This window comes from Nostoc sp. C117 (assembly GCF_043099735.1).
GTDB lineage: Bacteria > Cyanobacteriota > Cyanobacteriia > Cyanobacteriales > Nostocaceae > Nostoc.
On record NZ_CP170991.1, the window covers coordinates 7822215 to 7847968 of the forward strand.

Annotated in this window: 15 protein-coding genes; 5 read left to right on the forward strand and 10 right to left on the reverse strand. The window is 41.1% G+C overall.

What is annotated here, in order from left to right; all coding sequences use genetic code 11:
- The first annotated feature begins 186 nt into the window (after positions 1 to 186).
- Positions 187 to 1236 (forward strand): sugar transferase, encoded by a 1050-nt coding sequence (locus tag ACFG4S_RS33510; protein WP_392533144.1) that lies wholly within the window; start codon positions 187 to 189, stop codon positions 1234 to 1236.
- A 195-nt stretch (positions 1237 to 1431) separates the two neighbouring features.
- Here the strand turns inward: ACFG4S_RS33510 and ACFG4S_RS33515 are convergent, their stop codons facing one another.
- From ACFG4S_RS33515 to ACFG4S_RS33545, 7 genes are all read right to left on the reverse strand, one after another.
- Positions 1432 to 2889 (reverse strand): YcjF family protein, encoded by a 1458-nt coding sequence (locus ACFG4S_RS33515; RefSeq protein ID WP_392533145.1) that lies wholly within the window; start codon positions 2887 to 2889, stop codon positions 1432 to 1434.
- Between the two features lie 121 nt (positions 2890 to 3010).
- Positions 3011 to 3121, reverse strand: a complete 111-nt coding sequence (locus ACFG4S_RS33520) for a group I intron-associated PD-(D/E)XK endonuclease (RefSeq protein ID WP_392536144.1) — start codon at positions 3119 to 3121, stop codon at positions 3011 to 3013.
- 300 nt (positions 3122 to 3421) lie between these two features.
- The gene (locus ACFG4S_RS33525) at positions 3422 to 6397 is read right to left on the reverse strand and encodes a molecular chaperone (RefSeq protein ID WP_392533146.1); all 2976 of its coding nucleotides are present in this window, start codon (positions 6395 to 6397) and stop codon (positions 3422 to 3424) included.
- A gap of 307 nt (positions 6398 to 6704) precedes the next feature.
- Complete coding sequence (locus ACFG4S_RS33530; RefSeq protein WP_392533147.1) at positions 6705 to 9257, reverse strand: proteasome protein; 2553 nt, start codon at positions 9255 to 9257, stop codon at positions 6705 to 6707.
- A 389-nt stretch (positions 9258 to 9646) separates the two neighbouring features.
- Positions 9647 to 10660 (reverse strand): glycosyltransferase family 2 protein, encoded by a 1014-nt coding sequence (locus ACFG4S_RS33535; RefSeq protein ID WP_392533148.1) that lies wholly within the window; start codon positions 10658 to 10660, stop codon positions 9647 to 9649.
- A gap of 400 nt (positions 10661 to 11060) precedes the next feature.
- Positions 11061 to 11507 (reverse strand): hypothetical protein, encoded by a 447-nt coding sequence (locus ACFG4S_RS33540; RefSeq protein ID WP_392533149.1) that lies wholly within the window; start codon positions 11505 to 11507, stop codon positions 11061 to 11063.
- 128 nt (positions 11508 to 11635) lie between these two features.
- Entirely contained in the window at positions 11636 to 12889 is a 1254-nt protein-coding gene (locus ACFG4S_RS33545; protein ID WP_392533150.1) for an anhydro-N-acetylmuramic acid kinase, read from the reverse strand.
- Between the two features lie 224 nt (positions 12890 to 13113).
- Here ACFG4S_RS33545 and ACFG4S_RS33550 point away from each other — a divergent pair, with 224 nt between their 5' ends.
- Both ACFG4S_RS33550 and ACFG4S_RS33555 read left to right on the forward strand, forming a co-directional pair.
- Positions 13114 to 14529 (forward strand): folate/biopterin family MFS transporter, encoded by a 1416-nt coding sequence (locus ACFG4S_RS33550; RefSeq protein WP_392533151.1) that lies wholly within the window; start codon positions 13114 to 13116, stop codon positions 14527 to 14529.
- Positions 14530 to 14647: 118 nt separating this feature from the next.
- Entirely contained in the window at positions 14648 to 15835 is a 1188-nt protein-coding gene (locus ACFG4S_RS33555; RefSeq protein WP_392533152.1) for a M20 family metallopeptidase, read from the forward strand.
- Between the two features lie 386 nt (positions 15836 to 16221).
- On the opposite strand, the gene ACFG4S_RS33560 is transcribed toward ACFG4S_RS33555, so the two are convergent.
- The 3 genes from ACFG4S_RS33560 to lepA form a co-directional block, all read right to left on the reverse strand.
- Positions 16222 to 17409 carry a glycosyltransferase family 4 protein gene (locus ACFG4S_RS33560; protein WP_392533153.1) on the reverse strand — a complete coding sequence of 396 codons (1188 nt, stop codon included), beginning with the start codon at positions 17407 to 17409 and terminating at the stop codon, positions 16222 to 16224.
- Positions 17410 to 17576: 167 nt separating this feature from the next.
- Positions 17577 to 20240, reverse strand: a complete 2664-nt coding sequence (locus tag ACFG4S_RS33565; RefSeq protein WP_392533154.1) for a PAS domain S-box protein — start codon at positions 20238 to 20240, stop codon at positions 17577 to 17579.
- A 354-nt stretch (positions 20241 to 20594) separates the two neighbouring features.
- Positions 20595 to 22406 carry a translation elongation factor 4 gene (gene lepA, locus ACFG4S_RS33570; RefSeq protein WP_392533155.1) on the reverse strand — a complete coding sequence of 604 codons (1812 nt, stop codon included), beginning with the start codon at positions 22404 to 22406 and terminating at the stop codon, positions 20595 to 20597.
- A gap of 681 nt (positions 22407 to 23087) precedes the next feature.
- Here lepA and ACFG4S_RS33575 point away from each other — a divergent pair.
- Both ACFG4S_RS33575 and ACFG4S_RS33580 read left to right on the forward strand, forming a co-directional pair.
- A complete protein-coding gene (locus ACFG4S_RS33575; protein ID WP_392533156.1) occupies positions 23088 to 23324 on the forward strand; it encodes a hypothetical protein in 237 nt (78 codons plus the stop codon).
- A gap of 173 nt (positions 23325 to 23497) precedes the next feature.
- The gene (locus tag ACFG4S_RS33580; protein ID WP_392533157.1) at positions 23498 to 25267 is read left to right on the forward strand and encodes an ATP-binding protein; all 1770 of its coding nucleotides are present in this window, start codon (positions 23498 to 23500) and stop codon (positions 25265 to 25267) included.
- Positions 25268 to 25754: the final 487 nt, after the last annotated feature.

The following is a 25754-nucleotide window of genomic DNA, read 5'->3' on the forward strand; positions in this document are numbered from 1 at the left end:
GAGTAACGCGATCGCGCTGCGTCAGCACAACAGCAAGGATATTTTTTGGCTTCTTGTTCTATTGTGAATCGTCGCGATCTCCAATCTCAGCCCGGTAAATAACAATTAGTCCTTATTAATACTGATTCCGATATTAGGTTAAGTAATTTTATAGGACAAACTCATGTTTGGCATATTACATTATACATGGCAACGAAAGTGCAGAGCTTCATGACTAGCGAACCGACAGAGGTCGATTTTCCAGTTAATACCCTAAACGACACGGCTATAGTGCAGGTGCCGAACCGGTTGAGTGTGCTGGAGGCTTTACGCTTTAAGCAAACCTGCCAAGGCTTACTTGAGACTAATTCACATCCCAAACAAATCATCATTGACTTTCACCAAACTATTTTTATGGATAGTAGTGGTTTAGGTGCCCTGGTGAGTAATTTTAAATCAGCTCAGGTCAAAGGCATTACATTAAAACTGCGGAATGTAACACCTCAGGTAATGGCAGTCCTAAAACTTACCGGATTGGATGAAGTTTTTCCCCTTGAGTATGTGAACGATGGATCGCTAATAGAACCAGAAGAAATAGTAGATAATCGAAAGACAATTTCCCGTAAAATAGAGCAGTTACCCACTACTCATGCTTCTGTGGCATCTTGGATGAAACGGTTATTAGATATTATAGGGTCATTAATTGGGTTATTAATTACAGGAGTATTATTTATTCCGATTGCGATCGCTATTCAAATTAACGATCCCGGTCCTATTTTCTTCATTCAAACTCGTTGTGGTTGGATGGGAAAACGCTTTAAAATTTGGAAATTCCGTTCTATGTGTGTCGATGCTGAAGCAAAGAAATCCCAAGTTAAAAACCAAGTACAAGGTGCCTTTTTCAAGAATGAGAATGACCCCAGAATTACTAAGGTAGGACGCTTTTTACGGCGAACTAGTCTTGATGAATTACCCCAATTTTGGAACGTCCTCAAAGGAGAGATGAGTTTAGTAGGCACTCGACCACCTACACCTGATGAAGTGGAACGCTATGAAGTTCCAGAGTGGCAACGTTTAGATGTTAAACCTGGTATGACTGGCGAATGGCAAGTAAATGGACGTTCTACAGTCCGTAGTTTTGAAGATGTAATTCGCTTAGATTTGCAGTATCAAAAAAATTGGAGTTTGGTCTACGATTTAAAGCTAATTTTTAAAACTATAGCCATCTTGTTTAACAGAAACAGTGGTGCTGTTTAGCTAATTACTCTTATTCACAACTCTCACGAGAATTGTTAGATATACCCAAGTTTGTTTTAAGCTGGGGTATATTTTATGATTTTTTATCACGCAGAAACGCAGAGGCGCAGACAGTAGGAGTTGAGAAGAGTTGATTTTTTAATTTCACGCAAAGGCGCTAATAAAAACTCTGTGTCTGTGCGCCTCTGCGTGAACTTAACCCACTGCGTTCTCAACACCAACAACTTCAAGCTGCTGTACATCTGGCAATAAACGCTTCACGCCTTGCTTAACAAAACCCTGTAAAAAGCCAATCTGCTGATTTTGTTGAAACACCTTTTGCAAAGTTTGCCGCAAATTCTCCAAATTTAAACCAGTCCCAGAACTGATGGCTATTTCCTGCTGTTGGAAATATTCAACTAAACTTAATCCTGCTACTCTAGTTAGATAAGCTGCACTTACTCCTTGCACTACGCCACCAGCCACAAAGGTAACGGCATTACTTTTCAGAACAGTACCAATAGCCTTGGTAGAAAGTTCAACTAAACCGAGTTTCAGCATCAAACTTCCCATTGTTACAGCTACGGTTTGCGCCTGTTCCAAGGAAAATTTTTGCTGATAGACATTACCCAAATCCATTACCATTTGAGCATTAATTGCCGCAGTCGCCAATATGTCAAGGGCTGGTACTGGGTTAGCAAAGGCAGCAGCAGCAGCTATCCATTGATATTGTTCAATAATTGGGGTAGCGCGATCGCATCTAGTTTCATTCAGCCAGTTTTTGGCCTCAGCTTTCAACAACCCGGCTTTCCTCATGGTAGTTACCCAAATCAGGCGTTGTCTCTGCTGTAGCAAAACTTCACCCAACTGCTGTGTTAATTGCTGAATATCTGGTGCTGGTTGTTCCATCCACTCTTGCACAGAACCATCAGCCTCATGCTTTCGGACTTTAATTGGGATGGGAGAGGCCGCAGTTGCAACTACATTTCCCTGCATCCGCTGTTTCAATGACAGCAAGATGCTAGCACGTTCATCGGCTAAATACTGGTCTTGTTTGTTGAAAACCAGCGTTGTGGAATGATTTGCTGCTTTTAGCTGCTGTAAGGTTTGAAATTCTGAGTCTGTCAAATCACCGTTTGTCAAGAACAGAACGAAATCAGATTTTGCTATTTCTGCGAAAACAGCCGCATCTGAATTTTTATTCCCTTCTGTAAACAAAGGCGCTGTCTCTGCTAAAGACACCCAATTTGGTGTCTCGATATTTTGCTTTAGCACTTGAATTAAAGTGCTTTTACCGACGGATTTCCCGCCAGTCACAGCTACTTTAATTTCTTGTCTGTCTAATTCCAATAACAATTGGGCAACTTTTTCTCTGAGTGTCTCTAATGCGCTATGGCTTTCTACTTCTTCTGCCAGTTGGTTAATGACGACTTCAGCTTTAGCGATCGCACTTTCCACTGTCGCCCGATTTACAAGCATACTATTTAGCTGATCTAAACTATCTTTCGGGCGATTTTTTTGGAATAACCACAAACCACCGCCTACAGCTAAAGCACTCAACAACCCAAACTCACCCACCTGCACTATAGAATCGTGCCAACTGTCCAACATCCACAGAGAAAAGGACAGTCCCAATCCTCCCACTAAAATTGGTCGCTGCAACTTCACAACCATGATTCTCCGCGCCTTTTAGATGGCTATTTATTCCAGAATAGATGAAAATTCTGCTTCTGGGAATTGAACAGGCGATCGAACACAATTTTCTTTACTTAACCGATGCTTGTGAAATTAACTCCTAAGCATTCCTATATTGTGCCGAACGGGGTTTGCGCTGTCTTTTCTCAGCCTTAACAAGGTGTATTTCGCTACTGTAGCTAATGAATATGTCTATTGGAATATAAAACAGATCGAGATTTTCTCTTTCAAAGACTTTAGTGTACGACGGAAAAAGAAAGTATCGATATTATCTGAAAAGGAATGTTATAGGGAAACTTTCTATCTATATATTTGTAAAAGTTTCCTTAAAGATGCGTTTAAATCTTCTGATAGATTATAATCTACAACTTCTACATTTTAGTTACTCCAACACTGGATAATTTCATATATGGAAATCTGTAATGGTGAAATTTTTTGAACCTTTATTGGCAAAATGAAGAACCTATTTTAATTAGGTAATAAGCACAATCTGATGCTGCGTGAGTAAATTCTAATGTATGCCGCAAAATGGATCGCGTTCTTTATCAACTTCATTAGGTTGTAATTCTAATTCAGCACGATAAACGCATCCTTCTTGTTTGAGACATTCTTCATTTGTTGATGTCCAATAAGGCACTTCACCGGCGTGCATCCGTAGAATACCTCGATCGTCGAGAGTCACATGATATTGGCAAGGGTAATCTGTTGTAATATCAGGTTTGCTGAGTGCGCCAATCCGTATCCATTTTTTAGTTTGGGTTTCGGCGTCTATTTGATAAACATAGAAGGTGTGCTGGCCAGTTTGCGGAAAGGCAGGTAAGGGATTACTAATTAATCCGGTTCCTGGTTCTGTTACCCCATCGAGCAAATAGTGAAATTGTTTCAATAATTTACTATCATCCTTGGCTACTCCAAATACTAGATGATAGGCATCTGGTTGATCCACAGTTGCGGATTCGATAACATTGACGGCAATATCACCATCATTTAAGTCTTTATTGGTGCGTTCTAAAGCGATATTCCACTTCAATTTTCCATCAGCAAATAGCGCTGAATTTTCTGAAATTACTGCACCTAAATCAATTCCGGAAATATCAATTAAATAATGAGGATTTCCTTGACAAAGTAATATACTAAATTCGAGTGTTTGGTCAATTTCAAACTGAACCTTGATTTTTTTGATAAACTCTGCTTCTTCAATTCCTAGTTTCTTCATCAGGTTTTTACCATCAAAACTACCCCAAAGTCGTAAATCCCCTTCTTCGTAATCTTGGCGGTAGATAATATTAGTTAATTGTATGCCTTGCCAAAGGGTACGAACTTTAGCGACGGTTTCCCAAGATGCTAGTTGATAAAGTTCTTGACCGGCTTTAAATATAGTCAATAAATCGTTGCTTTGGGTTTTGCGTTTGAAGTTGCAAGGCAAATAATAAAATAGGTTTTTGACATCAATTTCTAGTTGGTTAGCTCCTTTACGCAGCAAGCTTTTGGATTCTTCTGGATCGAATCTTAATCTTCGTAATTTTTCGGCATAGCAAGCACCTGCGGATGTAGCGAGTTTAGTAAATTCCAAAACAAAAGTAATGCGTTCTGGATTCCAGACGAAATACGGAGAATTACTAAATTCTTGATAAATTTGGCGCTGTACTAAGTCCAGATTACAAGTTTTTCCAGACAAAATTAACCAATCGACTTTTTGAGAATTCCAAGAATCTTTGGTGAGATCGTTGGGACGCAAACGGCTTTCCATTAATCCTTTAGCAATACCGATCGCTTCTTTAATTCCGGAAACGGCAGCTCGTTCAAATTGCTGCTTGTCTAGGGTAACGCAGATGTTATTGGGATCGTTGACTTGCAATTTAATAGTACTTTGGATCAGGAGTTCAGAAATTTCTTGTTCAGAAAGTGTGAAGGTTAATAGAGAATTATTAGACGGTGTTTTTTGCCCAAGTTTAAGTTTAGCGGTTTCTGCATAATCCCACAAAAGATAAAATGTTTGTAGGCGTTGGGGTGATTGTTGCCAACGAGTAGGTAATACTTTCTCGGCAGTATCTAGGGCATCTTTATAAGCAACATCGCCTTCTGGATTTTCCTTGTCTAGACATTTTAAAAGACTGCCATTTTTAAATTTTCCTTGTTCTAAGAAACGTTCGTTTAACTCCGAGTTAATTAAATCTTCTAACCTTTCGCTTTCAATTTCACCTATAGTTACTGCGGTTAATAAAAAATCAGCGATCGCTACTTTTAATAATCTAAAAATTCGCAGCGTAATTAATTCACCACCTAACTGTAAATGACCAGATGAGCCTAATAGTTTGGGAGTAAGTTTATAGTAACGTCCTCCTAAACCCCTGTCTTGATCGCCAGCAAAAGTTGGGGTTTTATCTTCCAAAGTCAATTCAATTAAAGCTAAGTCTGTAGTACCACCGCCGATATCTAAAACGAGAACATTTTGTGACCATTTGTTTCCTACTTGACGACAACGAGTTTTAAATGATTCGATGCCAATATTCAGATTACCGCCAAATTCTCGCCACAAAAAGAAAATTGCCACGGAAACCGCTTCATCATAAGCAGTTTGGACATCATCGATCGCCAACTGCTCAACTAATTCTCTAACTTCCTTGCGAACAAGCGGTGGGGCGACTGTTGGGTAAGTAACAACTGCTGTTAAAAAATCTCCTTCTGAAAACCTGCGTCGCGCCCGTTGGCGGTAGTCTTCAGTTAATTTAATTAAATGTGCCCAAGCAGATTGAATTAGTTCTTTGGCGGTAATTATTTCTTCTTTCCCATCTAAAATAACTGAAAACGCTCGCTCCTGACCAAAATAGCGTTTGGGTGAATGGTGAAACCTACTGATAATTTCCTTTAAAGTACCGCTTGTACCTTGGGCGATCGCTTTTTTTCTGTTATCTCTCGCTTCCCTACCCATCCGCAGTTCTAATTCAGATAAGTGGGAAATTTCCGACTCACTGGGAATTTCTGTCTCACGGCGATCGATATCCAGCACAACTGGGATGAGATTTTGCGATTCTAAAGTAGGAACCCGGAACACCTCATGATAGATTTGGTAGAGTTTTTTACTAACAGCCCGACGGAATCTTTCGCTGTTTCCTAAACAAAGTTCAATTTGGCGAATCGCTTCTAAAAATCGTTCTTTATTATCATTCTCAAAAACTTCACTTAATTTATTTGGTTCTATTTCTAGGTTTTTACTAATTTCTAGAATAAACTTTTCCCAATCATCATCGCTGACATCTGGTAAAGCCACAGAAGCAGGAGAACTTAGCCATTGAGATAAACGTTCACGTAGGCGTATTTCTTGTTCTTTGGGTAAAATTTCGGCGATGGGTACTTCAATGGGATCGAAAAGTGTAACTGTAGAATTCGAAGTACCAAAATCTAAAGCAAACCATCCGGGAAATCTCTTTTGTTGTTTCTCGTTTGGTTCTTGATCGCTATAGTTGTTCAATTTAAAAGGGTTCATTATAGTATCAAATGATTCTGTTGAGTGCTGGCTTTATCTAAGGCGATGTATAGGTTAGGCTACGCCTACGCTTTTGGATGAAAAGGCGTAGCCATCGCCTTGAAAATTCCACCAGTTACTAAGTTGATGTTCAAGATTTTTGCTCGCTTATAAGCCTTATTTGTTCAATGGTTAAATTAAGTAACTTACTAACATTTTCTATGGACATACCAGAAGCTAAGATCTGAGGTACAAGTTCAAGTTTTAGTTCTTCCCATTCCTATATCCTAGAAATCAATTTATAGAGAAGTCTAAGTTGTTTCTTTTGTTATCTCCAGTCATCTAAATAAGAAATAGCGGCAATTTCTGAAAGAATCTGCAACCAAGTCGGAATTGCTATTTCAGATGGCAACTCACCAGCTGTTAAATATCTAAGTAATACTTCTTTTTTGGAGAGATTTTGCAGATTAGGAATAATTTGATCCAAAATTCCTTCTAGTTCCGAATTAATTTGCTGATTAACTTCACTAACATACTGCACAAGATGAAGGCTAGCGCTAGCAGTCATTTCATCTCGCAGTCGCAGTACTAAAAGTTGATGGTTGCTGGATCTTGCTAAACCTTGGCTTTTTTCGGGTGCCCAGTCAAAAATTTGCCCGACGTTGTGTTTGTCGTCTTGACGCGCTAGGGGAAAAATGATTTCAGGTGCAACGGGTTTGTCTTTGCTATTAATTTCCGAAATTATTGCTTCTTTCCATTCGTTAGGGTCGCATCCTAATAATAATTTATAAAAGAGATCGGCTTCTTCAAAACCAAATTTTGATTCGATTTCTTGTTCCATTTCTGGGTTGACAATTGCTTTCAATTGCTCTCGTTCTGGGGCTACTTGATTTGACAATTGATTCAATAGATCTACCACTGCCTGACGAATGCGATCGCGGGCAAAATCTTCTACTTCTTTAACAGTTTTTTCAAATATTGGATAAAAATCATCACTCTTTGTTGGCAGAGAAATATTAACGCGATTTCCTCTATCAAATAATTTCCCCGCCGCACCTTTAGATTCCGCGAGGGCGATAGTACCATTATTGGCTTTATTGAATAGTAAAGTCCACTGATTCCAATTCAGGATTTTAAAGGTAAGTTCGTCTTTTACTACATCGCTGACGACAAGACCGCGCCGATCTTTGAGTGGTTCTTTGCCTAAGTTTTTTTGGAAATTTCTGTAGATTTTATCTAAAGTTTCCACTACAAAACGCAACTCAGTAAAAGCGGGACTGTCTCCTGTGGGTATGCCTTGTTCGTGGATTTCATCTATGATGTCTTTCAAATAATCTTGTTGCTGACTTACCACATCAGCAGATCTTCGAGTATCTTCATACAATTGCTTCAGACCGTGAGTAGCAACGTGATTTTTAATCAATTCCCGTAGTTTACCAATACCACCATCTTGAGCAAAGTAACCTAGCTGTCTGCCCAAATAGCTACGGGCGTCAGATTCTAACAGCCGTTCGCTTAAGCGTCCCCATTTATCTTGTAGCCGTTTAGATCTGTCTAAGTAATCAGGATAATCCAAGTTAGATAAGAAGTCTGGTGAACCTGCTTTGACTTTACTCGAACGTTTGGCTAATTCAGCCAGTCCCAACAGTGGCGACAGTAAAACGATGCGGTCTTTTTGGATCGTAAAGGCCTCTGCACCGTCTATAGTAGTTTGCAGAACCTTGAGTTTTTGGAAAACGCTTTCCTCATGTAAATGGCTATTGGTTGGGCTATCTTCAATTAGTTGGTCAAGTTCCCTTTCAACGCCTTCACTGTCTAGGGGTAGTTGATCGAAGCGACCGACACCGACGAGAATTAAATCTTTCAGGTCTTGTCCCGGTCGCTGCTGCTGCATCATGGTAAAGATTTTATTAGCGCGATCGCTCCCCGGCGATTTACCATTTAGCAGTACTAAAATTGTCTGTACTTCTGCCAATTCCCGCAGTGACAAAAAGGTATCCCTCGCGCCGGAATTAGCAGCCCCCAATCCGGGAAAGTCGATGAGAATAAATTTACCAGCACTCGTAAAATCCCAAATTTCCCGTGATATTTTCACATCAATATCTACACGGCGAATCAGTGGGAAGCTGTTTTGTAATAATTTCGTTGGTAGCCTCTGGGGTGGACTCGGTAATCGGATATGCGCTGGTGGTAAATCTTCAAATTTCAGAGTTTGGATTGCCATTGGCTGTTCTACTAGCTGTAACCCTTCACGAGCGGTTGTAGCATCAATCTGGTAGCGCCCAGCACACATCACTTCGCCATAGGCTTGATAAGCTCGTAAAAATAATACTAATTCTCTAAGTAAATAACGTAATTCTAAATTGTTAGAACTATTCCATGCTTCCTCACACCAGCCAACAATATCTTTCCCTGAGTTTAGCTTTGACACTGGTATGGGAGGCAGTCCTGCTGCTGTTGTCCGCCTATTAGCTTCTCCTAGCATAAAGCGCAGACACTCATGTACCCCTTCATGGGAAAGATATTCTACAGTAAAATTGCTGAGTTGAGTCGTACTAAAATCATCTTGGGGTATAATATGAATAGCAGTAACGTTACCTGTAGTCGGGTTTTCACTTACTGGCAAAGCATCTGCATATCCAATCAGACTGCCTAAAAGTAAGGTTTTTCCACTACTGAATTCTCCCATTACACCAATTTTCACAGGCGAAGTAGCAAGATCTACAGTTTTCTCGGCAGCTTCTCGCAGACGACGGAGACAATCATCAAGGCTAGCCGGAACCCAATCTTCTTGTTTAGAAGGGTACTGGGGTACAGAATCTATCTTTCGGAGGATGAATTCGCCGTACTCTTTAAAACTAGCCAGTTTGTCTGGTTCCATAGAGTAGTTTTCGCCTAACATAAATTTCTCTGAGCTTTATAACATATAAAAGGCTTAAGTGTAGCTAGTGGTAGACATCACTAGCAATTTGCACAATGTTCGAGGAACTGAATATGGGGCATTAATTATTCTCCCTCATCTTCCTCATCTCTTTAATATCCCCACTCTTCCTTCACCCACCAAGATAATTTTAAAAAATCTGGTTTTTCTAGGAAAAATAATAAATATTGATTTAGGATGAAAATCTTTAAGATTATGAATTTTCTATGAAGACATAACTGCCTGACCCCCAGCAATTCTATCTGATTTGTGAAAACTTAGAAGATCCCCGATTTTTTTAACAAGTCGGGGATCTTATTTCTCAGGAAGGATTAAATAAAAATATAGTATTAATTAGTAGGTTTTCGTTTTTTCTGGAAGTTATAAGAAATGTGAAAAACCGATTTATTACCCATAATATAGTATTGAATTCGACGCTCGATCATATTCTTCAATTGGGAATTAAAATGATGAAAAAAGTCAGGATTTTTTAGCATTTGCTTTAATGCTGTTAACAATTTTCCTTCCTTTAAAGGCTCTACTACTTGAAAGTAAGCTAGATATTTTTTATTGACTGCAAGACTATGAGATAAAGCACGCATTAAAGCTGGATTTGTCTTCACAGCGTCTTCTTCCATGAAAGAACTAGTAGCTTTACAGTTTTGAATTAAACGCGGTATTCGGCTTTGATGTACGAGAGACCCGGGACGTGAGAGGTAGAAATAATACGGTTTTGGCTCAAGAAAAAAACTAGCTCCTTTGATTAAGCATTTCATATCCAGCCAAAAATCTTGACCCATTCTGATAGCTTCATCATACTCAATGCCGTGCTTAACCATAAATTCTCGTTTGAATAGAGGCTTACTTAAGCCAAGATGCAAGCCTGGTTCTGCAAAAATATCAGATTCTACAAAATAAACAATATCAATTTGCCGAATTTTATCTATATTTTCTCCACTTTCTTGAATCAATGTACCCCAAGGAGATGTTTCACCATCGTTGATTAAATAAAGATCGTCAGCAATCATGTCTGCATTTTTTTCATTTGCTAACGACACAAGCTTTTCTAATCTTTCTGGGGCGTACCAATCATCTGAATCAAGTACAGCAATCCATTCGCCTTGAGCTGCTCTAAGGGCACGATTACGGGCGCCAGCAGCTCCGAGATTTTGTTCGTTAACTATCACTTTGAGGCGTTGGTCGCTAAAACTTTTAGCTACTTCTACGGTTTTATCAGTTGAACCATCATCGACGACGATCACTTCAATATCATTGAGGGTTTGCTCTAAGGCTGACTTAATTGCCTTCTCAATATAAGCCTCAGTATTGTAGGCAGGAATAATGACAGATACTTTGGGATTCACGAAATTGATCTCCTGACGACGCCGTTACGTAAAAATACTAAAGTCCTGACGATAACTTAACCATTTCTTTTTTACTATACAACTAAGTAGCTTAATCAAAATCAACCATGACTTATTAAGCTCAAAGGTTAAATTTTGGGTATTGATAGCTAATACACTGCCATCAGTCCATCCTTACAACCGGGTTTGACAAGCTCAAAGAATTAGTGAAGTATACCGTTTTTATTCCAAGTTTCTAGGCTATTTCCTCATCTAAATGAGAATAGCTAACCCAGAGTTAGTTTCCCTTAGTTGTGCTAGCGACAGTCCCCTTAAGAGATTTACAGTTAGCGATGTAGAAAATAAGCTGTTCACATTCTTTAATGTACTTTGTTTTTTTGTGGCTAGTTACTTACTGGCTTTAAATTGACTGACGTTCTAGACTAGCTTCCATTGTGTTAGTTAAAAAATGACCAGTTAAAATGCCACTACTGAGGTAATATGTATCATCTGAAATCCGATGTAGGGTTTCAAAGCCACTACGACGCTGACGATCGCCTAGTACCCAGTAACGCTGCACAATGGTATCTAAACCAATCCAACCTTCACCTTCAGCTTGCCCCAAAATATTATTTTGTAGTAAAAAATTATACTGACGCTCTCCATCATGCAAGCGTCCCTTGTATTGCAGGGAGATTTCGGAGCGATCGCTACCTGGGAATATCAGCTTTGTGGCCATAGTAAACCAGTTATCTCGATGCCAAGCGACTAATGTCATACCTTTGACACTGATTGGCATACCATTACGTTCCAGCCAATTTCCTTGTATTGTCCAGCGTCCTGGTTCCAATAAAAAAGTATGAGCCACCTTCTATATTTCCTGTCTCGATCGAGTGCCACCAAGACTACAGTTATAGCAGGGCTGAGTATTGAGTGCTGAGTGAGGAGTTTTTTTTATCCCCTTGTCCCCTTGTCCCCTTGTCCCGCACGCAGCATTCAGCAGTGGTGAATTTCACCTAAAAGAACTTCTTGAGATGCCCCAGTGGCAGTAGGTAGGTTGCCAGGAATACCTATATTTCGCCAGTAGGCTAAAACTGCAAAGGCGATCGCTTCTTTAAAATCTGCACTCAAACCAACTTCATCTGTAGTCAAGACTGGTATTGATGGTAATAATAACTGTAATCTTTGTTTCAAATACTGATTACGACTACCACCACCACATAATAATACTCGCTGTGGCATTTCTGGCAAAAAAGTCTGGTAACTATGAGCAATTGAAGCGGCTGTAAGTTCTGTGAGAGTTGCTAATATGTCAGCAGGATTTAGTTGGTATGCTTGTGCATCTTTTAAACACTGCTCCAGATATGTAACACCGAATAACTCTCGACCTGTGGATTTGGGGGGCGGTAGATGAAAGTAGTCTTGGCTTAGCCATTGCTCTACTAATGGATAGTAAGGAGTACCACTCGCTGCCCAATTACCATCTTCATCGTAAGTTTTAGCACCAGCGCTTAAACGCTCTACCGCCAGATCCAACAAACTATTTCCTGGACCAGTATCCCAAGCGCGAATTTTTGAGAGCCAGTCCCCATACCGAGGTGGAATATAAGCAACATTACCAATACCACCAATATTTTGAATACAGCGTCCTTCCTGGGGATGACTGAGTAAATAAGCATCCACTCTGGGCACGAGAGGCGCACCATGCCCGCCAATAGCAATATCAGCAGCCCGAAAATTACTGACAGTTGTAATGCCTGTTATATGAGCAATTAATTCACCTCGCCCTAGTTGGAGACTGTAACCCAAAGGAGTGCTGAGTGCTGTTAGCATTAGCGGGGCGTTTAGCCTGTGTTGAGTGCTGAGTGAGGAGTCAGGAGTTAGAATTGTCCCCTTGTACCCTTGTCCCCCAGGTGGTCGATGATAAACAGTCTGACCGTGGGAGCCAATTAAATCCGCTGACTGGTGACCAATTTGAATATTTTGGGCAGCTTGGGCAAAGACAAAGGCGATCGCATCATCTATTTCTGCCAATTCTGCCATTGATATGGCAACACCTGCACAAAGTCCCAATATTCTTTCTCTGAGTTCGGCTGGATAAGGGTATGTTACTCCGGCTACCAACTCAATTTGGAGATCCAATTCTTTACCGGAAATCTCTACCAATACAGCGTCTATGCCATCTACAGATGTGCCACTAATTAAACCAACAACACGAGTAGGGACAGCAGTTTTTTTAGTCGAATGCATTGACAAATATTGTATTTTAGATTACGAACGGTAGTCTAACAGTTAACAGTCAACAGTTACCAGTGTTCACTGGATAATTGTTGACGGTTGACGGTTGACCGTTATCAGTCATCAGTCATCAGGTAAATGTACAAGTTGAATGCCTAACAGATTAAAACCGTCTGCTCCCTCCTGAGAAATCGGTATCATAGAAAAGTAGATAAAACTTAAAAAATATTTATCGAATGCTGATTCAATCATCTGGGTTGTCCAAGGTAAAAGATTCAGTAAGAGAAAAAATCTTTTTGGGCAATGAACCAAATGCCGAGTTAATTGCAATTCTTGCAGTTTACTTTGTCCAAGGAATTTTAGGGCTATCGCGTTTAGCGATCAGCTTTTTCCTCAAAGATGAACTGCTATTAAGTCCAGTCCAAGTGTCGGCGCTATTGGGAATTGCCTTTCTACCTTGGATGATTAAGCCAGCATTTGGTTTTATCTCTGATGGCTTGCCTATATTTGGCTATCGTAGGCGTCCTTATTTAATTTTGTCAGGGATACTCGGAACTGTTTCCTGGGTCAGTCTGGCAACAATAGTTCATACTACCTGGGCAGCTACAATAGCCATCACCCTTAGTTCTCTTTCAGTCGCCCTCAGTGATGTAATAGTTGACTCACTGGTTATCGAACGAGCTAGAAACGAATCCCAAGCTAAAGCAGGTTCTCTACAATCTTTGTGTTGGGGTATTTCTGCGATCGGAGGTTTGATAACAGCATACTTCAGCGGTCTGCTTCTCCAACACTTTACTACCCGCACTGTTTTTTGGATTACCGCTTTATTTCCTCTCATCGTTTCAGGGGTAGCTTGGTTAATTGCTGAGTCCCCCATTAGCAAAAATGCTAAAGACAGTAATGACACTAACTCTTTAACCATCAAACATCAACTGGGGCAGCTGCGCCAAGCCCTGAGCCAAAAAACAATTTGGTTACCAACACTGTTTATCTTCATTTGGCAAGCTACCCCAAATGCTGACTCAGCCTTTTTCTATTTTTCTACCAACGAACTACACTTTGAACCAGAATTCTTGGGTCGGGTGCATTTGGTGACAAGTTTCGCTTCTTTAGCAGGTGTTTGGATTTTTCAACGTTTCCTCAAAGGCATTCCTTTTCGGGTAATTTTTGCTTGGAGTACCGTCATTTCCTCAATGTTAGGAATGACTATGCTTTTGTTAGTAACTCACACTAATCGACTGTTGGGTATTGATGACCACTGGTTTAGTTTGGGTGATAGTCTGGTTCTCTCTGTGATGGGGAAAATCGCCTTTATGCAAGTGATGGTGCTAGCTGCAAGGCTTTGTCCCTCTGGAGTGGAAGCGACATTATTTGCTTTGTTAATGTCGGTGTTCAATTTAGCAGGAACGTTTTCCCATGCATTAGGGGCATTAATCACCTATTGGTTGGGAATCACAGCAACAAACTTTGATTTGCTTTGGCTATTGGTGCTGATTACTAACCTCAGTACACTGCTACCCCTACCTTTTGTTAACTGGCTACCTGCTGCTGAAGAGAAAAACCAGACAGCAAAGGATGAAAAGCAAGGGTTTTTGCCTGATTTGATGTCTGAGTTAATAATCAGTACACCAGAGTCGGAAGTAGTTGACTAACCAGGCATAGGCAATGGATTTTTTCCACAAGTGGGGGACAAGGATGGAATTTCCATTTACCATTTAATTTTTTCCCGACTTCTTATGATGAAAGCAAGCCTGTAGATTAATCGAATCGATGCTTACCTGTATTAAAGATTTAGCTGCAAAACTAGCGCCTCGCTTAATTGAAATTCGCCGTCATATCCACTCTCACCCAGAACTGAGTGGTCATGAGTACCAAACAGCTGCCTTCGTCGCTGGTGTTTTGTCTTCCAGTGGTCTGCATGTACAAGAAGGTGTTGGCAAAACAGGCGTCATTGGAGAATTGCAAAATAGTAGTCAAAATGGCCGTTTATTAGCAATTCGTACCGATATGGATGCCTTACCAATTCAAGAATGTACTGATTTGGAATACGCCTCTCGTGCAGACGGTGTGATGCACGCTTGCGGTCATGATGTCCATACCACAGTGGGATTAGGAACAGCCATGATACTGTCCCAACTGGCAGAAGACTTGGGTGGTAAAGTGCGGTTTTTATTTCAGCCAGCCGAGGAAATTGCCCAAGGGGCAAGCTGGATGGTGAAAGATGGGGCAATGGAAAACGTCTCAGCTATATTTGGGGTTCATGTTTTCCCTTCTATACCCGCAGGTTCTATTGGGGTGCGTTACGGAGCATTGACTGCTGCTGCTGATGATTTAGAGATTTTGATTATTGGTGAATCTGGGCATGGCGCGCGTCCTCATGAAGCGATTGATGCCATTTGGATTGCGGCTCAAGTTATTACTGGATTGCAACAAGCCATCAGTCGGACGCAGAATCCCTTGCGTCCTGTAGTTTTGAGCATAGGGAAGATTAATGGTGGTAGAGCGCCAAATGTAATTGCTGATAAAGTGCAGTTATTGGGAACAGTGCGATCGCTTCATCCGGAAACCCGTGCCCATCTCCCGAACTGGATCGAAAATATTGTTGCTAATCTCTGCCGTGGTTATGGGGCAAGTTATCAAGTAAATTATCGTCAGGGGGTATCAAGCGTCCAAAATGATTATACTCTGACGCAATTGTTGCAATCAGCCGCAGAAGAAGCTTGGAGTAGCGATCGCGTTCAAGTCTTACCCGAACCCTCTCTTGGCGCTGAAGATTTTTCTATGTATTTAGAACGTGTCCCCGGTTCAATGTTTCGCTTGGGTGTAGGCTATAAAGAAAGAATCATTAACCATCCATTACACCATCCCCAATTTGAAGTCGATGAATCTGCCATTATCACTGGGGTTGTGACTATGGCATATGCCGCTTACAAATATTGCCAGCAGAATTCTGCTTAGAAGAACTTTTTTTAAGATTTATCCAACCCCTTCAGAACTAATGAGACAGAATACTACTGGACTATTTCATCAGTTATGAAGGGTTATAAAAGTTTGTAGTAAGCACTTCAGTGCTTAAAATTGAACGATAAATCGCTCACTACAAACCCCAGTTTCTTGAATAATTCGCAGACCCACGGAGCAACTTTTGCTTAAGTCAGTACTATTCTAATATGGTTCGGTTAGGGCTTTTTGATGAAAATTCTAAATCACAAAGACGCGATAAATCGCCGTCTCTACAATAATCAATCCTTCGTCTTGAGGGCGATTTATCGCGTCTCTTGGCTTAACCGAACCTATTCAGTACATTTGACCCTACAGGTGGATATTTTTTAATTGTCAGTCCCTTACCAGGGAATTTGCGATCGCTCTTGTACAACTCGTTGATAAACTTCTTCGGTTCGCTTAGCTAATTTCGGCCAGCTAAAGCGTCGTTCTAAATCTTCATAAGCATTATCTACCAGCCATTGACGATATCCTGGATTTTTTAACACCTCCAAAATTCCCCAGGCTAGAGAATCGGCGTTATTTACCCAAGTCACAATGCCAGTTTTGGTATGCTGCACTACCTCGGGAAATCCTCCTGTATCAGAAACCACTACAGGCACACGAGAAGCAAAGCTTTCTAAAGCCACAATTCCAAAGGGTTCATAAAGACTCGGAAACACTGCACAGTCAGCAATAGTTTGAAATTTATCTAAGTAATCATCGGTCAGAAACCCAGTAAAATAGCAATGCTGCCAAATTCCCAAATCCCAGGCTTGGCGCTTGAGATGGTCAGTATTACCGCCACCAACGATGACAAATTTAACGTTGCCTCCCATTTCTGAGAGTATTTTGGGTGCAGCATTGAGCAATATAGGTATACCCTTTTCGTAGGTCATACGACCGAGGTAGTAAACAATTTTCTCATTGTCTGTGGCAAATTGGCGACGAAAATCCAGAGCATGAAAATCTACGTGGTGTTTTTTCTTTTCGGCTCGAATACCGTTATAAATGACATCAATTTTGTCCCAAGGACTGTGTAGCGCTCGTTCTACTTCTCGCCGCATATAGTCGCTACAAACAATAATCCGCCAAGCGTTATAAGCTAGCAAGGTTTCTTTACCATTAATATACCTTTGGGTATCTGTATGAATACCGTTATAGCGTCCGTATTCCGTAGCATGAATTGTAGCAATTAGTGGTATTTTAAAATTATGCTTGAGAGCGATCGCAGCGTCTCCTACTAACCAATCATGGGCATGAATTAAATCAAAGGGTCCTTCCTCCAAAATCAACTTACCACCGTGATCTCCCATACTCTGGTTGAGATTGACTACCCAGTGAAAAAAGTCGTTACTATGCCCCACTGGTACTCGATGTATGTTGACTCCCTCCACCACCTCATACATTGATGCTTGACCAAACTCCACTGTAATCAGGTGGACTTGATGCCCTAGCTTGACCAATTCTGGGTACAACTCAGCGACATGACGTGCAATTCCCCCAACTATTCTGGGTGGAAACTCCCAACTCAGTACCAGTATCTTCATCTGCTAGATTCCCCGACACTTTACAAATATCTAAAAAACTAGATTTATCTAAAAATACAAGTCTGACAATTTTAGTGAGTGCATTTCCTCAAATTTTTAGATTTTTTAACAGTTATTTTTTTAAAGCTTATCAAAGGTTATGAACTGTGGGCTAGGAATCAAAAGCCCTAAGGAGGCGAAAAGTAAACAGCACGAACTCGATCGCGTCCGTGTTGTTTGGCTGTATAAAGTGCTTTGTCTGCTGCATTAATCAAGTCTTGCGGCAAGATTTCGGAATTTGGCACAATACTGACAACACCTAGACTCACAGTTACACAGTCAGACACGCTAGACCGAGCATGAGGAATCCCCAAGTCGCGTACTGCTTGCCGAATTGAGTCAGCTAGATAAATTGCGCCTTCAATCTCTGTATTCGGGAGAACTACCGCAAATTCTTCTCCGCCATAACGCGCGACTAAATCTCCGGGACGCTTAACAATACTTAATGAGGCACTTGCCACTTTCCGCAAACAATCATCTCCTGCTAAATGACCATAGGTATCGTTGTAGCGTTTAAAAAAATCGACATCGAACAAAATTAACGATAGTGAGACTTGCTCCCGTTTTAGTCTGTGCCACTCAGTTTTGAGATACTCATCAAAGCGGCGGCGATTAGCTATTTGAGTCAAGCCATCTAAGGTAGCCAATCTTTGCAGTTCTTCATTGGCAGCTTGTAGCTGCTGGTAGAGTAGTGATTGATGAATGGCGATCGCTACTTGACTGGCCAGTTGCTGCAACAAATTAACTTCAAATGCTTGCCAGTAACGAGATTTGGCACACTGATAAGTAATAAGTAAACCCCACAGATCCTCACCATTGACGATCGGCACTACCATCGCGGCTTTCACCTGATAAAGTTGTAATAACTCAAAAATATCAGGGGAAAAATCAGACTGCTGAATATCATGCAAAACCGTAGGTAATCCCTGATAATAGTGACTGAAATCTCCATTAATCCAAAATGGGTACGTTGTCTGTTCTAATCTCTGGGGATAGCCATCACCCACTGATTCGGCTGCAAAGTAACCACTTCCGTCAGCTTGTAACTGGTAAATAGCTACGCAATCTGAACGCAAACACTCCCGAATACTGTTAACTGTTGTATTCAGAACCTCTTCCAAATTCAGCGATCGCCGAATCTGTTGAGTTACTTCAGTAATTAGCCTCTCTCCCTCTGACTGTTGTCGCAGCATCGCTTCAACTTCTTTGCGACTATTAATATCCTCTACCGAGCCAAGAATCTGCGTTGGAATACCATTAGCATCTCTGGCAAATACGACTTCTCGTGTATTCAACCAACGCCATTCACCGTTTTTATGTCGGAATCGGTATTCGGTGGAAAGAACTTCATTGTCTTTCAAATTAACAAAGCGACTCGGTATATCATAGCAAAGATATTGGTCGTCTGGATGAAAGCAATTCATTAACCATTGAGGATCTGCTTGACAAAATTCTTCTGGAGAATAACCTAAAACTGTAAAACTTTGCTGGTTGAGATAAATACTTGTTCCTTGTAATAAGTCAAACAGATACAAAATATGCGGTATTGTATTAGCAACCTTTTGCAGAAAGTCTTGACTTGAGCGCAATGCAGCTTCAGCTTTCTCGCGTTCGTGCAGAGCAGCTTGATGTTCACTAATATCTCGTCCTTCGGAAATTATGACTGTTACACGCCCTGTTTCGTCGAATATGGGACGGAGTGAAAAATCAATAGTGATAACTCGATTATCACGACCCAAAATATCAACTTCATAGCGAATAAATTCACCATTAGCAGCAATGGCGATGGCAGCTTTTAATTGTGTTTGTATTTCTGGAGAAATTGTCCACCATTTTGCTTCCCAAAATAACTGACCAACCACCTCTTCTCGCGTAAGTCCAGCAAAATCTAGGGCTGTTTGGTTGGCTTCTAAGACGATTCCATTCGCCTGAAGCAATCCCATAAACTGAATAGTTTGATTGAAGATGACACGAAATTTTTTCTCACTGTCACTGAGAGCTTGTTCTACGCGTTTGCGCTCAGTAATATCTCGACCCACTGATTGAAATTCCAGCAAAGTGCCTTGGTCATTAAATATCCCTCGAATAATCCACTGCGTCCATCGCAGAGATTGGCAAGCGATAACCCGATTTTCAACGGTGACAACAGGATTTTCTAAACTGATGGAATTTACTACACAATACACACGTTCTCGGTCTTCTTCAAAGACAATCGGTTCATAGTGCTGGCCGATAATCTCTTCCCGCTTCAGTCCAAAAAATCGACAAAAAGCTTGATTTATGAAGGTAATAGTTCCATCTGGTAAGCCTCTAGCAATCAGTTCGTTTTGGTCTTCGAGGATGGCACGATAACGCCCTTCGCTTTCTTGCAGTGCTGCTTCTACCTCTTTGCGTTCACTGATATCAAACACTAAACCCTGAAGTACCTGAGTTTGTCCATCCAGATAGACTATAAGATTAGCTTGATTTCGTACCCAAATTGTTCTCCCATCATACCTAATCATTCGATACTCAATGCTCAAAGGCTCTCCGTTAGAGATTGTAGTGTTGACCGCTTGCCAAAGGCGATCGCGATCGTCTGGATGAGTGTAATCTAACCAACTATTGAATAAATTATGATTCCAATCTTCTGGAGCAATGCCTAATAATTGTTGCAGTTGCGGACTAATATAAGCAACTTTCGCAGTAGTATTAATCGGTGATATATAAAAAACACCTGGAATTTGTTCGACTAGAGTGCGATACTTTTGTTCTGCCTCGAAGAATTTTTCTTCCGCCTGCTTGCGGCTCATAATGTTTTGAATTTCAACAATAAAGTATAATTTTTGATGTTAGAAATCCCGCATTAGAGGCACACTCAAGAAGTATTGAGCCAATAATAAGCCAGTTTCAATTTAAGCAGCTTTATTTTTTCAGAACTTAAAGTTCTAATGGCTAAAACCCCTACACCAAAGGCTGCTGTTGGCAGCCTTTGTAATTAAAATTGACAGATGTTAACCCACCTTGATTCCTGATAACTAGTAAGACGGGCAACTTTTCTCAAGTTTCCAACTGCCTTGGAAGGCGGCTGAATATTTGTAAAGTTACCAGAGTTTGAGATATTGTTGCTTGCAGCTAATCCTCTTTGAGGACTAAGTACAATCAAATTAGCTTTGATCTAAACGCAGCACTGCCATAAAGGCTTCCTGAGGTACATCGACGGTACCCACGGATTTCATCCGTTTTTTACCTTTTGCTTGCTTCTGTAAAAGTTTCTTCTTTCGACTGATGTCACCACCATAGCACTTAGCTAGCACATCTTTTCTTAAAGCAGGAATATGTTCGCTGGCGATCACTTTACTGCCAATTGATGCTTGAATTGGTACTTTAAATTGATGGCGGGGAATAAGTTCTTTGAGTTTTTCTGCCATCGATCGCCCGACGTTGTAAGCTTTATCGCGATGGACAATCATCGCCAAGGAATCCACCGGATCGCCGTTGATCATAATATCCAGCTTCACAAGGGGATTTTCACGGTAGCCAATCAGATGATATTCCATACTGGCATAACCGCGCGATCGCGATTTCATTTGGTCAAAAAAGTCGGTGACAACCTCCGCCAATGGTAGTTCGTAAGTGAGTGTGGTTCGCCCTTGGGTAAGATATTTCATATCTTTAAAAATGCCACGGCGATTTTGTGACAACTCCATCAAGCTGCCGACATAGGTTTCCGGCGTAATCATTTCTACTTGAACATAGGGTTCTTCAATTCTTTCGCGATCGTTGGGAGAAGGTAAACGACTAGGGTTATCGATGTACAGTTCCTCACCTTTCAGAGTGATCACCTTATAAACCACTGAAGGGGCTGTAATGATTAAATCTAGGTTATATTCTCGCTCTAGGCGTTCTTGGACAATTTCCATATGCAGCAAACCCAAGAACCCGCAACGGAAGCCAAACCCCATTGCACTAGAAGTTTCTGGTTCGTAATGTAGTGCTGCATCGTTGAGTTCTAGTTTTTCTAAGGCTTCCCGCAAATCTTCAAATTGATCGGCGTCAATGGGGAACATACCGCAAAAAACCATCGGGTTTGCTTCTGCGTAACCTGGTAAAGGTGCCTCTGCTTTGGCTTTACTGAGGGTAATTGTGTCTCCTACCCGTGCATCAGCGACAGCTTTAATTGCCGCTCCCAAATAGCCTACTTCGCCAGCGTGCAGTTCGTCGACTTGCTTTTGAGTCGGAGAAAGTACACCTAATTCATCAATTTCAAATTCTTTCCCGGATGCCATTAAATGGATGCGATCGCCTTTTTTCAAAGTGCCATCCATCACTCGGAAATAGACGATCACTCCTCGATAGCTGTCGTAATAACTATCAAAAATTAACGCTCGTAAGCGTTCATTGATGGTGTTCGGCGGTGGCGGTACCCGCTCAACTACAGCTTCTAAAATCTCATCAATACCAATTCCTTCTTTCGCAGAAGCCAGAATCGCACCACTGCAATCTAGACCGATAATTTCTTCTATTTCGCCAATTACCCGTTCTGGTTCAGCTCCTGGCAAATCGATTTTATTCAAAACCGGGATAATTTCCAGATTACTCTCTAACGCTAAATATACATTCGCCAAAGTTTGCGCTTCTACACCTTGGGACGCATCTACTACCAATAGCGCTCCTTCACAAGCAACAAGAGAACGCGACACTTCATAAGAGAAATCCACATGCCCTGGAGTATCAATTAAATTCAGCACATATTGCTGACCATCTTTGGCTGTGTAATTCATGCGGGCAGCTTGCAGCTTAATCGTAATGCCGCGCTCCCGTTCTAGATCCATATTGTCAAGAAACTGTTCCTTCATCTGTCGGTCTTCAACAGTGCCAGTAGCTTGTAGCAAGCGATCGGCGAGAGTTGATTTCCCGTGGTCGATGTGAGCAATAATACAAAAATTGCGAATGCGAACTGCGGGAACGTCAGTCATATACTATCTTTGCCTTAGCAGCAACCAAAGTTAAAAGAGCAATTTACTTAATGTATTTTAATGCTTTATTCGCCAAGACGCTCCGGTTTTAGTGAGGACTGGGGATTGGGGATTAGGGACTGGGGATTAGGGACTAGTCCCACACGGCGGAAATAAACCACCCATTTTAAATCTGTAGAACCTTTACGTAATCATAATTACGAATTACGAATTACGAATTACGCGTTGCGGTACTAGGGACTAGAGACTAAGGAACAGTTTTCCTAATCCTAATCCTAATACCCAGTACCCAGTCCCCAGTCCCCAGTCCCCTCTTCACCCCATCTTTAACTTTGCATATAAATAGGTGGACTTTTAAGAATATTATGAAAGTCTATTTGTCGCTGTTAGTATTCATCAGCTTGGAGCTTACAATGAATGTAAATAAGTACATGTAGGGATCGTGGGCAATTGCCACCCGTAATTGTCCGGAATCACTGATTTGCCGACAACACTTCTAGAGAAGCTCTTGTCTAGTCAGTTATATGAAAAATGCGAGTTAAAACTTAAAGCTGTTACTTTGGTGCTATTTCAGGGAACTATGTAACTATACCTTTGAAGATTTTCAGTGAATTAGCCCAAATTATGAATATAACTACTTTACAAAGCTTTAAACAAAACCAATTCAGAGTATATAAACCTATGAATATCCAACATAAAGCTACCGAAGCGGAAAACACACCAGCCGATAAGGTAGAAATTGCTGTCCGCCTAGATTCGGAATTACTAGAGCAAATTCAGCATCTCACTAACGATCCCAGTAAAGTGATTGAAGTAGCAATTCGCCAGTGGTTGCGGGGTGAAATACTAAGAGATGATGAACTGACACGCACGCCTGTGCGTACTCCCGTTCCTCCTCGCGGTGAATGGAACGATTGACATTATTAACCAGCTGTCAATTCTACTTAACAAAAGTAAAGTTTGCGAATCTGAATTTCGGAATACTAAAAAATACCCAATTAAAAATGTAAAAGCTGTAAAAATTTATGCCAAGATTTGAGCAGCTTTGGTAAAATCCTGGTCGGATACCGTTTGTTTATCCAACTCAATTAATGATTATCACTGCCAATTCCCAATTGCCGAATATATTTTCCCAAAATCAGGAATCTATTATCAGTAAGACTGATGACTCATTACCAACTCTAGGAGCCGAGTTGGTGTATACGCAAGATGGGGCAGGGCGCTATCTGACCTTTTGTTGGCAGCACAGCGAACTCCTGGGGTTAAAGAGCGAAAAAATAGTTGATGAACTGAACCACACCCAAACCTTTGCTCCGGTGGATAAAGTTGCCTATTTGGAACGATTGCACCGAATTTTGACAAGTTTAGTCCCAGAAAGGTTTCAGTGCTGGTTTAGCTATCGGCAGGAATTATTTGAGTTGGACTTAGTGATTAGTCCGATTATGCCAAGTTTGGGAACAGCTGCCACTACAGCTTTAGTGATGGGACGCTTATTACAAGCAACACTCAGTAAAAAACAAGTTGGTGTACGATCAAAAGCCCCCACACAAATAGAGTTGGCTTTACGTTCGCAACAACATCAAAAACTCGTAAATCGGATTACCCGGAATATTCGGCGGACATTGGATTTACATCTTATTTGGCAGCAAACAGTTGACAGTTTGGGAAAAGTATTGCGGTTGGAACGATGCATTATTTGTCCTTATCAGCCTTGTAGTTCAAAAGTAGAGGTGAAGGCTGAATATCACCAACCAGAACTCAAGGCAATGCTTGGGTCAGAAATAGATATAGCTTCTGAACCAGCCTTTGCTCAGGCTTTAGCAACCCTAGAACCAGTTGTGGTGGAAATGCCTGGATATATGGGGTTTGGGCAGCAGAAAACTTTAGTTGTTGCGACTTGCTATCAAGACAAAGCCAATGGGTTGATTGCCTTGAGTTGGCAGGATGAATGTTACACATTAACAGAATCGGAATTAGAACTGGCAAAAGAAGCAGCCGATCAATTGGGAACTGCGATCGCTCATGCTACTTTATATGAAGAATTAGAGACAGCTCGTAAAAAAGCCGAAGAAGCTTCCCGCCTCAAAAGTGAGTTTCTGGCCAACGTATCCCATGAAATCCGTACCCCCCTTAACGGGATGATTGGCTTTTTGAAGTTGATTTTGGAAGGGATGGCAGATGACCCAGAAGAACAAAACCAGTTTTTACAAGAAGCTCATCAGTTATCAATACACCTGCTGAATATCATCAACGATATTTTAGACATTGCTAAAATCGAAGCTGGGAAAATGGAGTTAGCTTACGCTCCAGTCAAACTAGATGAGCTATTTAGTGATGTAGAAAATTTCATGCGTCCCCAAGCAGAAATGAGAAACCTCAGCTTTCGGATGCAAATGCCTGCTACCTCCGATGAAATTATTGTCCAAAGCAATTACCAAAGGCTACTACAAGTTATGTTGAACTTGGTAGGTAATGCGATTAAATTTACTCATGAAGGCGGCGTCACCGTCAGCGCCGATTTAGTACTCAACAAGACAAAGGCGCAATTTCAAGAGCAGCAATTTCCAGGTATGGTAAAAGTCCGTGTGGCAGACACAGGCATCGGTGTTTCCTTAGACAAACAAGATAAACTGTTTCAATTATTTTCTCAGGTGGATGGCTCCCGAACTCGCCAGTATGGTGGTACAGGTTTGGGACTAGCAATTTCCCAGAAGCTCGTGGAAGCGATGGGCGGCGAGGTACATTTCTACAGTCTGGGCGAAGGACTTGGCTCAACAGTCACATTCACAGTGCCACTATATCAAAAACCGGTGATAGTTTCATCTAATGATAGTGACTCAACAAACAGTGTTGAGTATTGAGTTGGGCATTGGGCATTGGCAGTACCCTACGGAAAGCTCAAGCTACATCTCACCCAGTCTTTTTGTTTTTTAGAAGATGTTGCGCGAACAATTTTGAATTTTGAATTGATTTCTCACCACTCTCCGCCTTCTGTTCGCAACTTTAAACGCTAAAGTAGGAAAGGAGGGAAAAAGGCTTACATAACAAATTTGTTCAGCTAATCACAAAATATAAGTTCCTAAAATCAGCAGTTGTTTAGTAAAAAGTCATTAAAAACTGACGCCTAACAATATAGCGGCAATTAGATCTAGGATCAATTTAACAAAGCTGAAAAAGAAAATTTTGGATAATGGGCAATGGGTGACGGTGCATAGGAATCTCAAGAGGCAGAGGAGCCGAGGGAGACAAGAGAAGTTGTAGTAAGTATTTTCCCAATGCCCAATACCAAATGCCCAATACCCAATACCCAATACCCAATACCCAATACAATTCCCATCCCTAACTAAA

Coding starts and splice junctions, on each gene's coding strand:
- ACFG4S_RS33580 (WP_392533157.1), top strand. CDS start 23,498: ATGATTATCACTGCCAATTCCCAATTGCCGAATATATTTTCCCAAAAT.
- lepA (WP_392533155.1), bottom strand. CDS start 22,406: ATGACTGACGTTCCCGCAGTTCGCATTCGCAATTTTTGTATTATTGCT.
- ACFG4S_RS33525 (WP_392533146.1), bottom strand. CDS start 6,397: ATGAACCCTTTTAAATTGAACAACTATAGCGATCAAGAACCAAACGAG.
- ACFG4S_RS33545 (WP_392533150.1), bottom strand. CDS start 12,889: ATGCATTCGACTAAAAAAACTGCTGTCCCTACTCGTGTTGTTGGTTTA.
- ACFG4S_RS33530 (WP_392533147.1), bottom strand. CDS start 9,257: ATGGAACCAGACAAACTGGCTAGTTTTAAAGAGTACGGCGAATTCATC.
- ACFG4S_RS33550 (WP_392533151.1), top strand. CDS start 13,114: ATGCTGATTCAATCATCTGGGTTGTCCAAGGTAAAAGATTCAGTAAGA.
- ACFG4S_RS33510 (WP_392533144.1), top strand. CDS start 187: ATGGCAACGAAAGTGCAGAGCTTCATGACTAGCGAACCGACAGAGGTC.
- ACFG4S_RS33515 (WP_392533145.1), bottom strand. CDS start 2,889: ATGGTTGTGAAGTTGCAGCGACCAATTTTAGTGGGAGGATTGGGACTG.
- ACFG4S_RS33565 (WP_392533154.1), bottom strand. CDS start 20,240: ATGAGCCGCAAGCAGGCGGAAGAAAAATTCTTCGAGGCAGAACAAAAG.
- ACFG4S_RS33555 (WP_392533152.1), top strand. CDS start 14,648: ATGCTTACCTGTATTAAAGATTTAGCTGCAAAACTAGCGCCTCGCTTA.
- ACFG4S_RS33560 (WP_392533153.1), bottom strand. CDS start 17,409: ATGAAGATACTGGTACTGAGTTGGGAGTTTCCACCCAGAATAGTTGGG.
- ACFG4S_RS33575 (WP_392533156.1), top strand. CDS start 23,088: ATGAATATCCAACATAAAGCTACCGAAGCGGAAAACACACCAGCCGAT.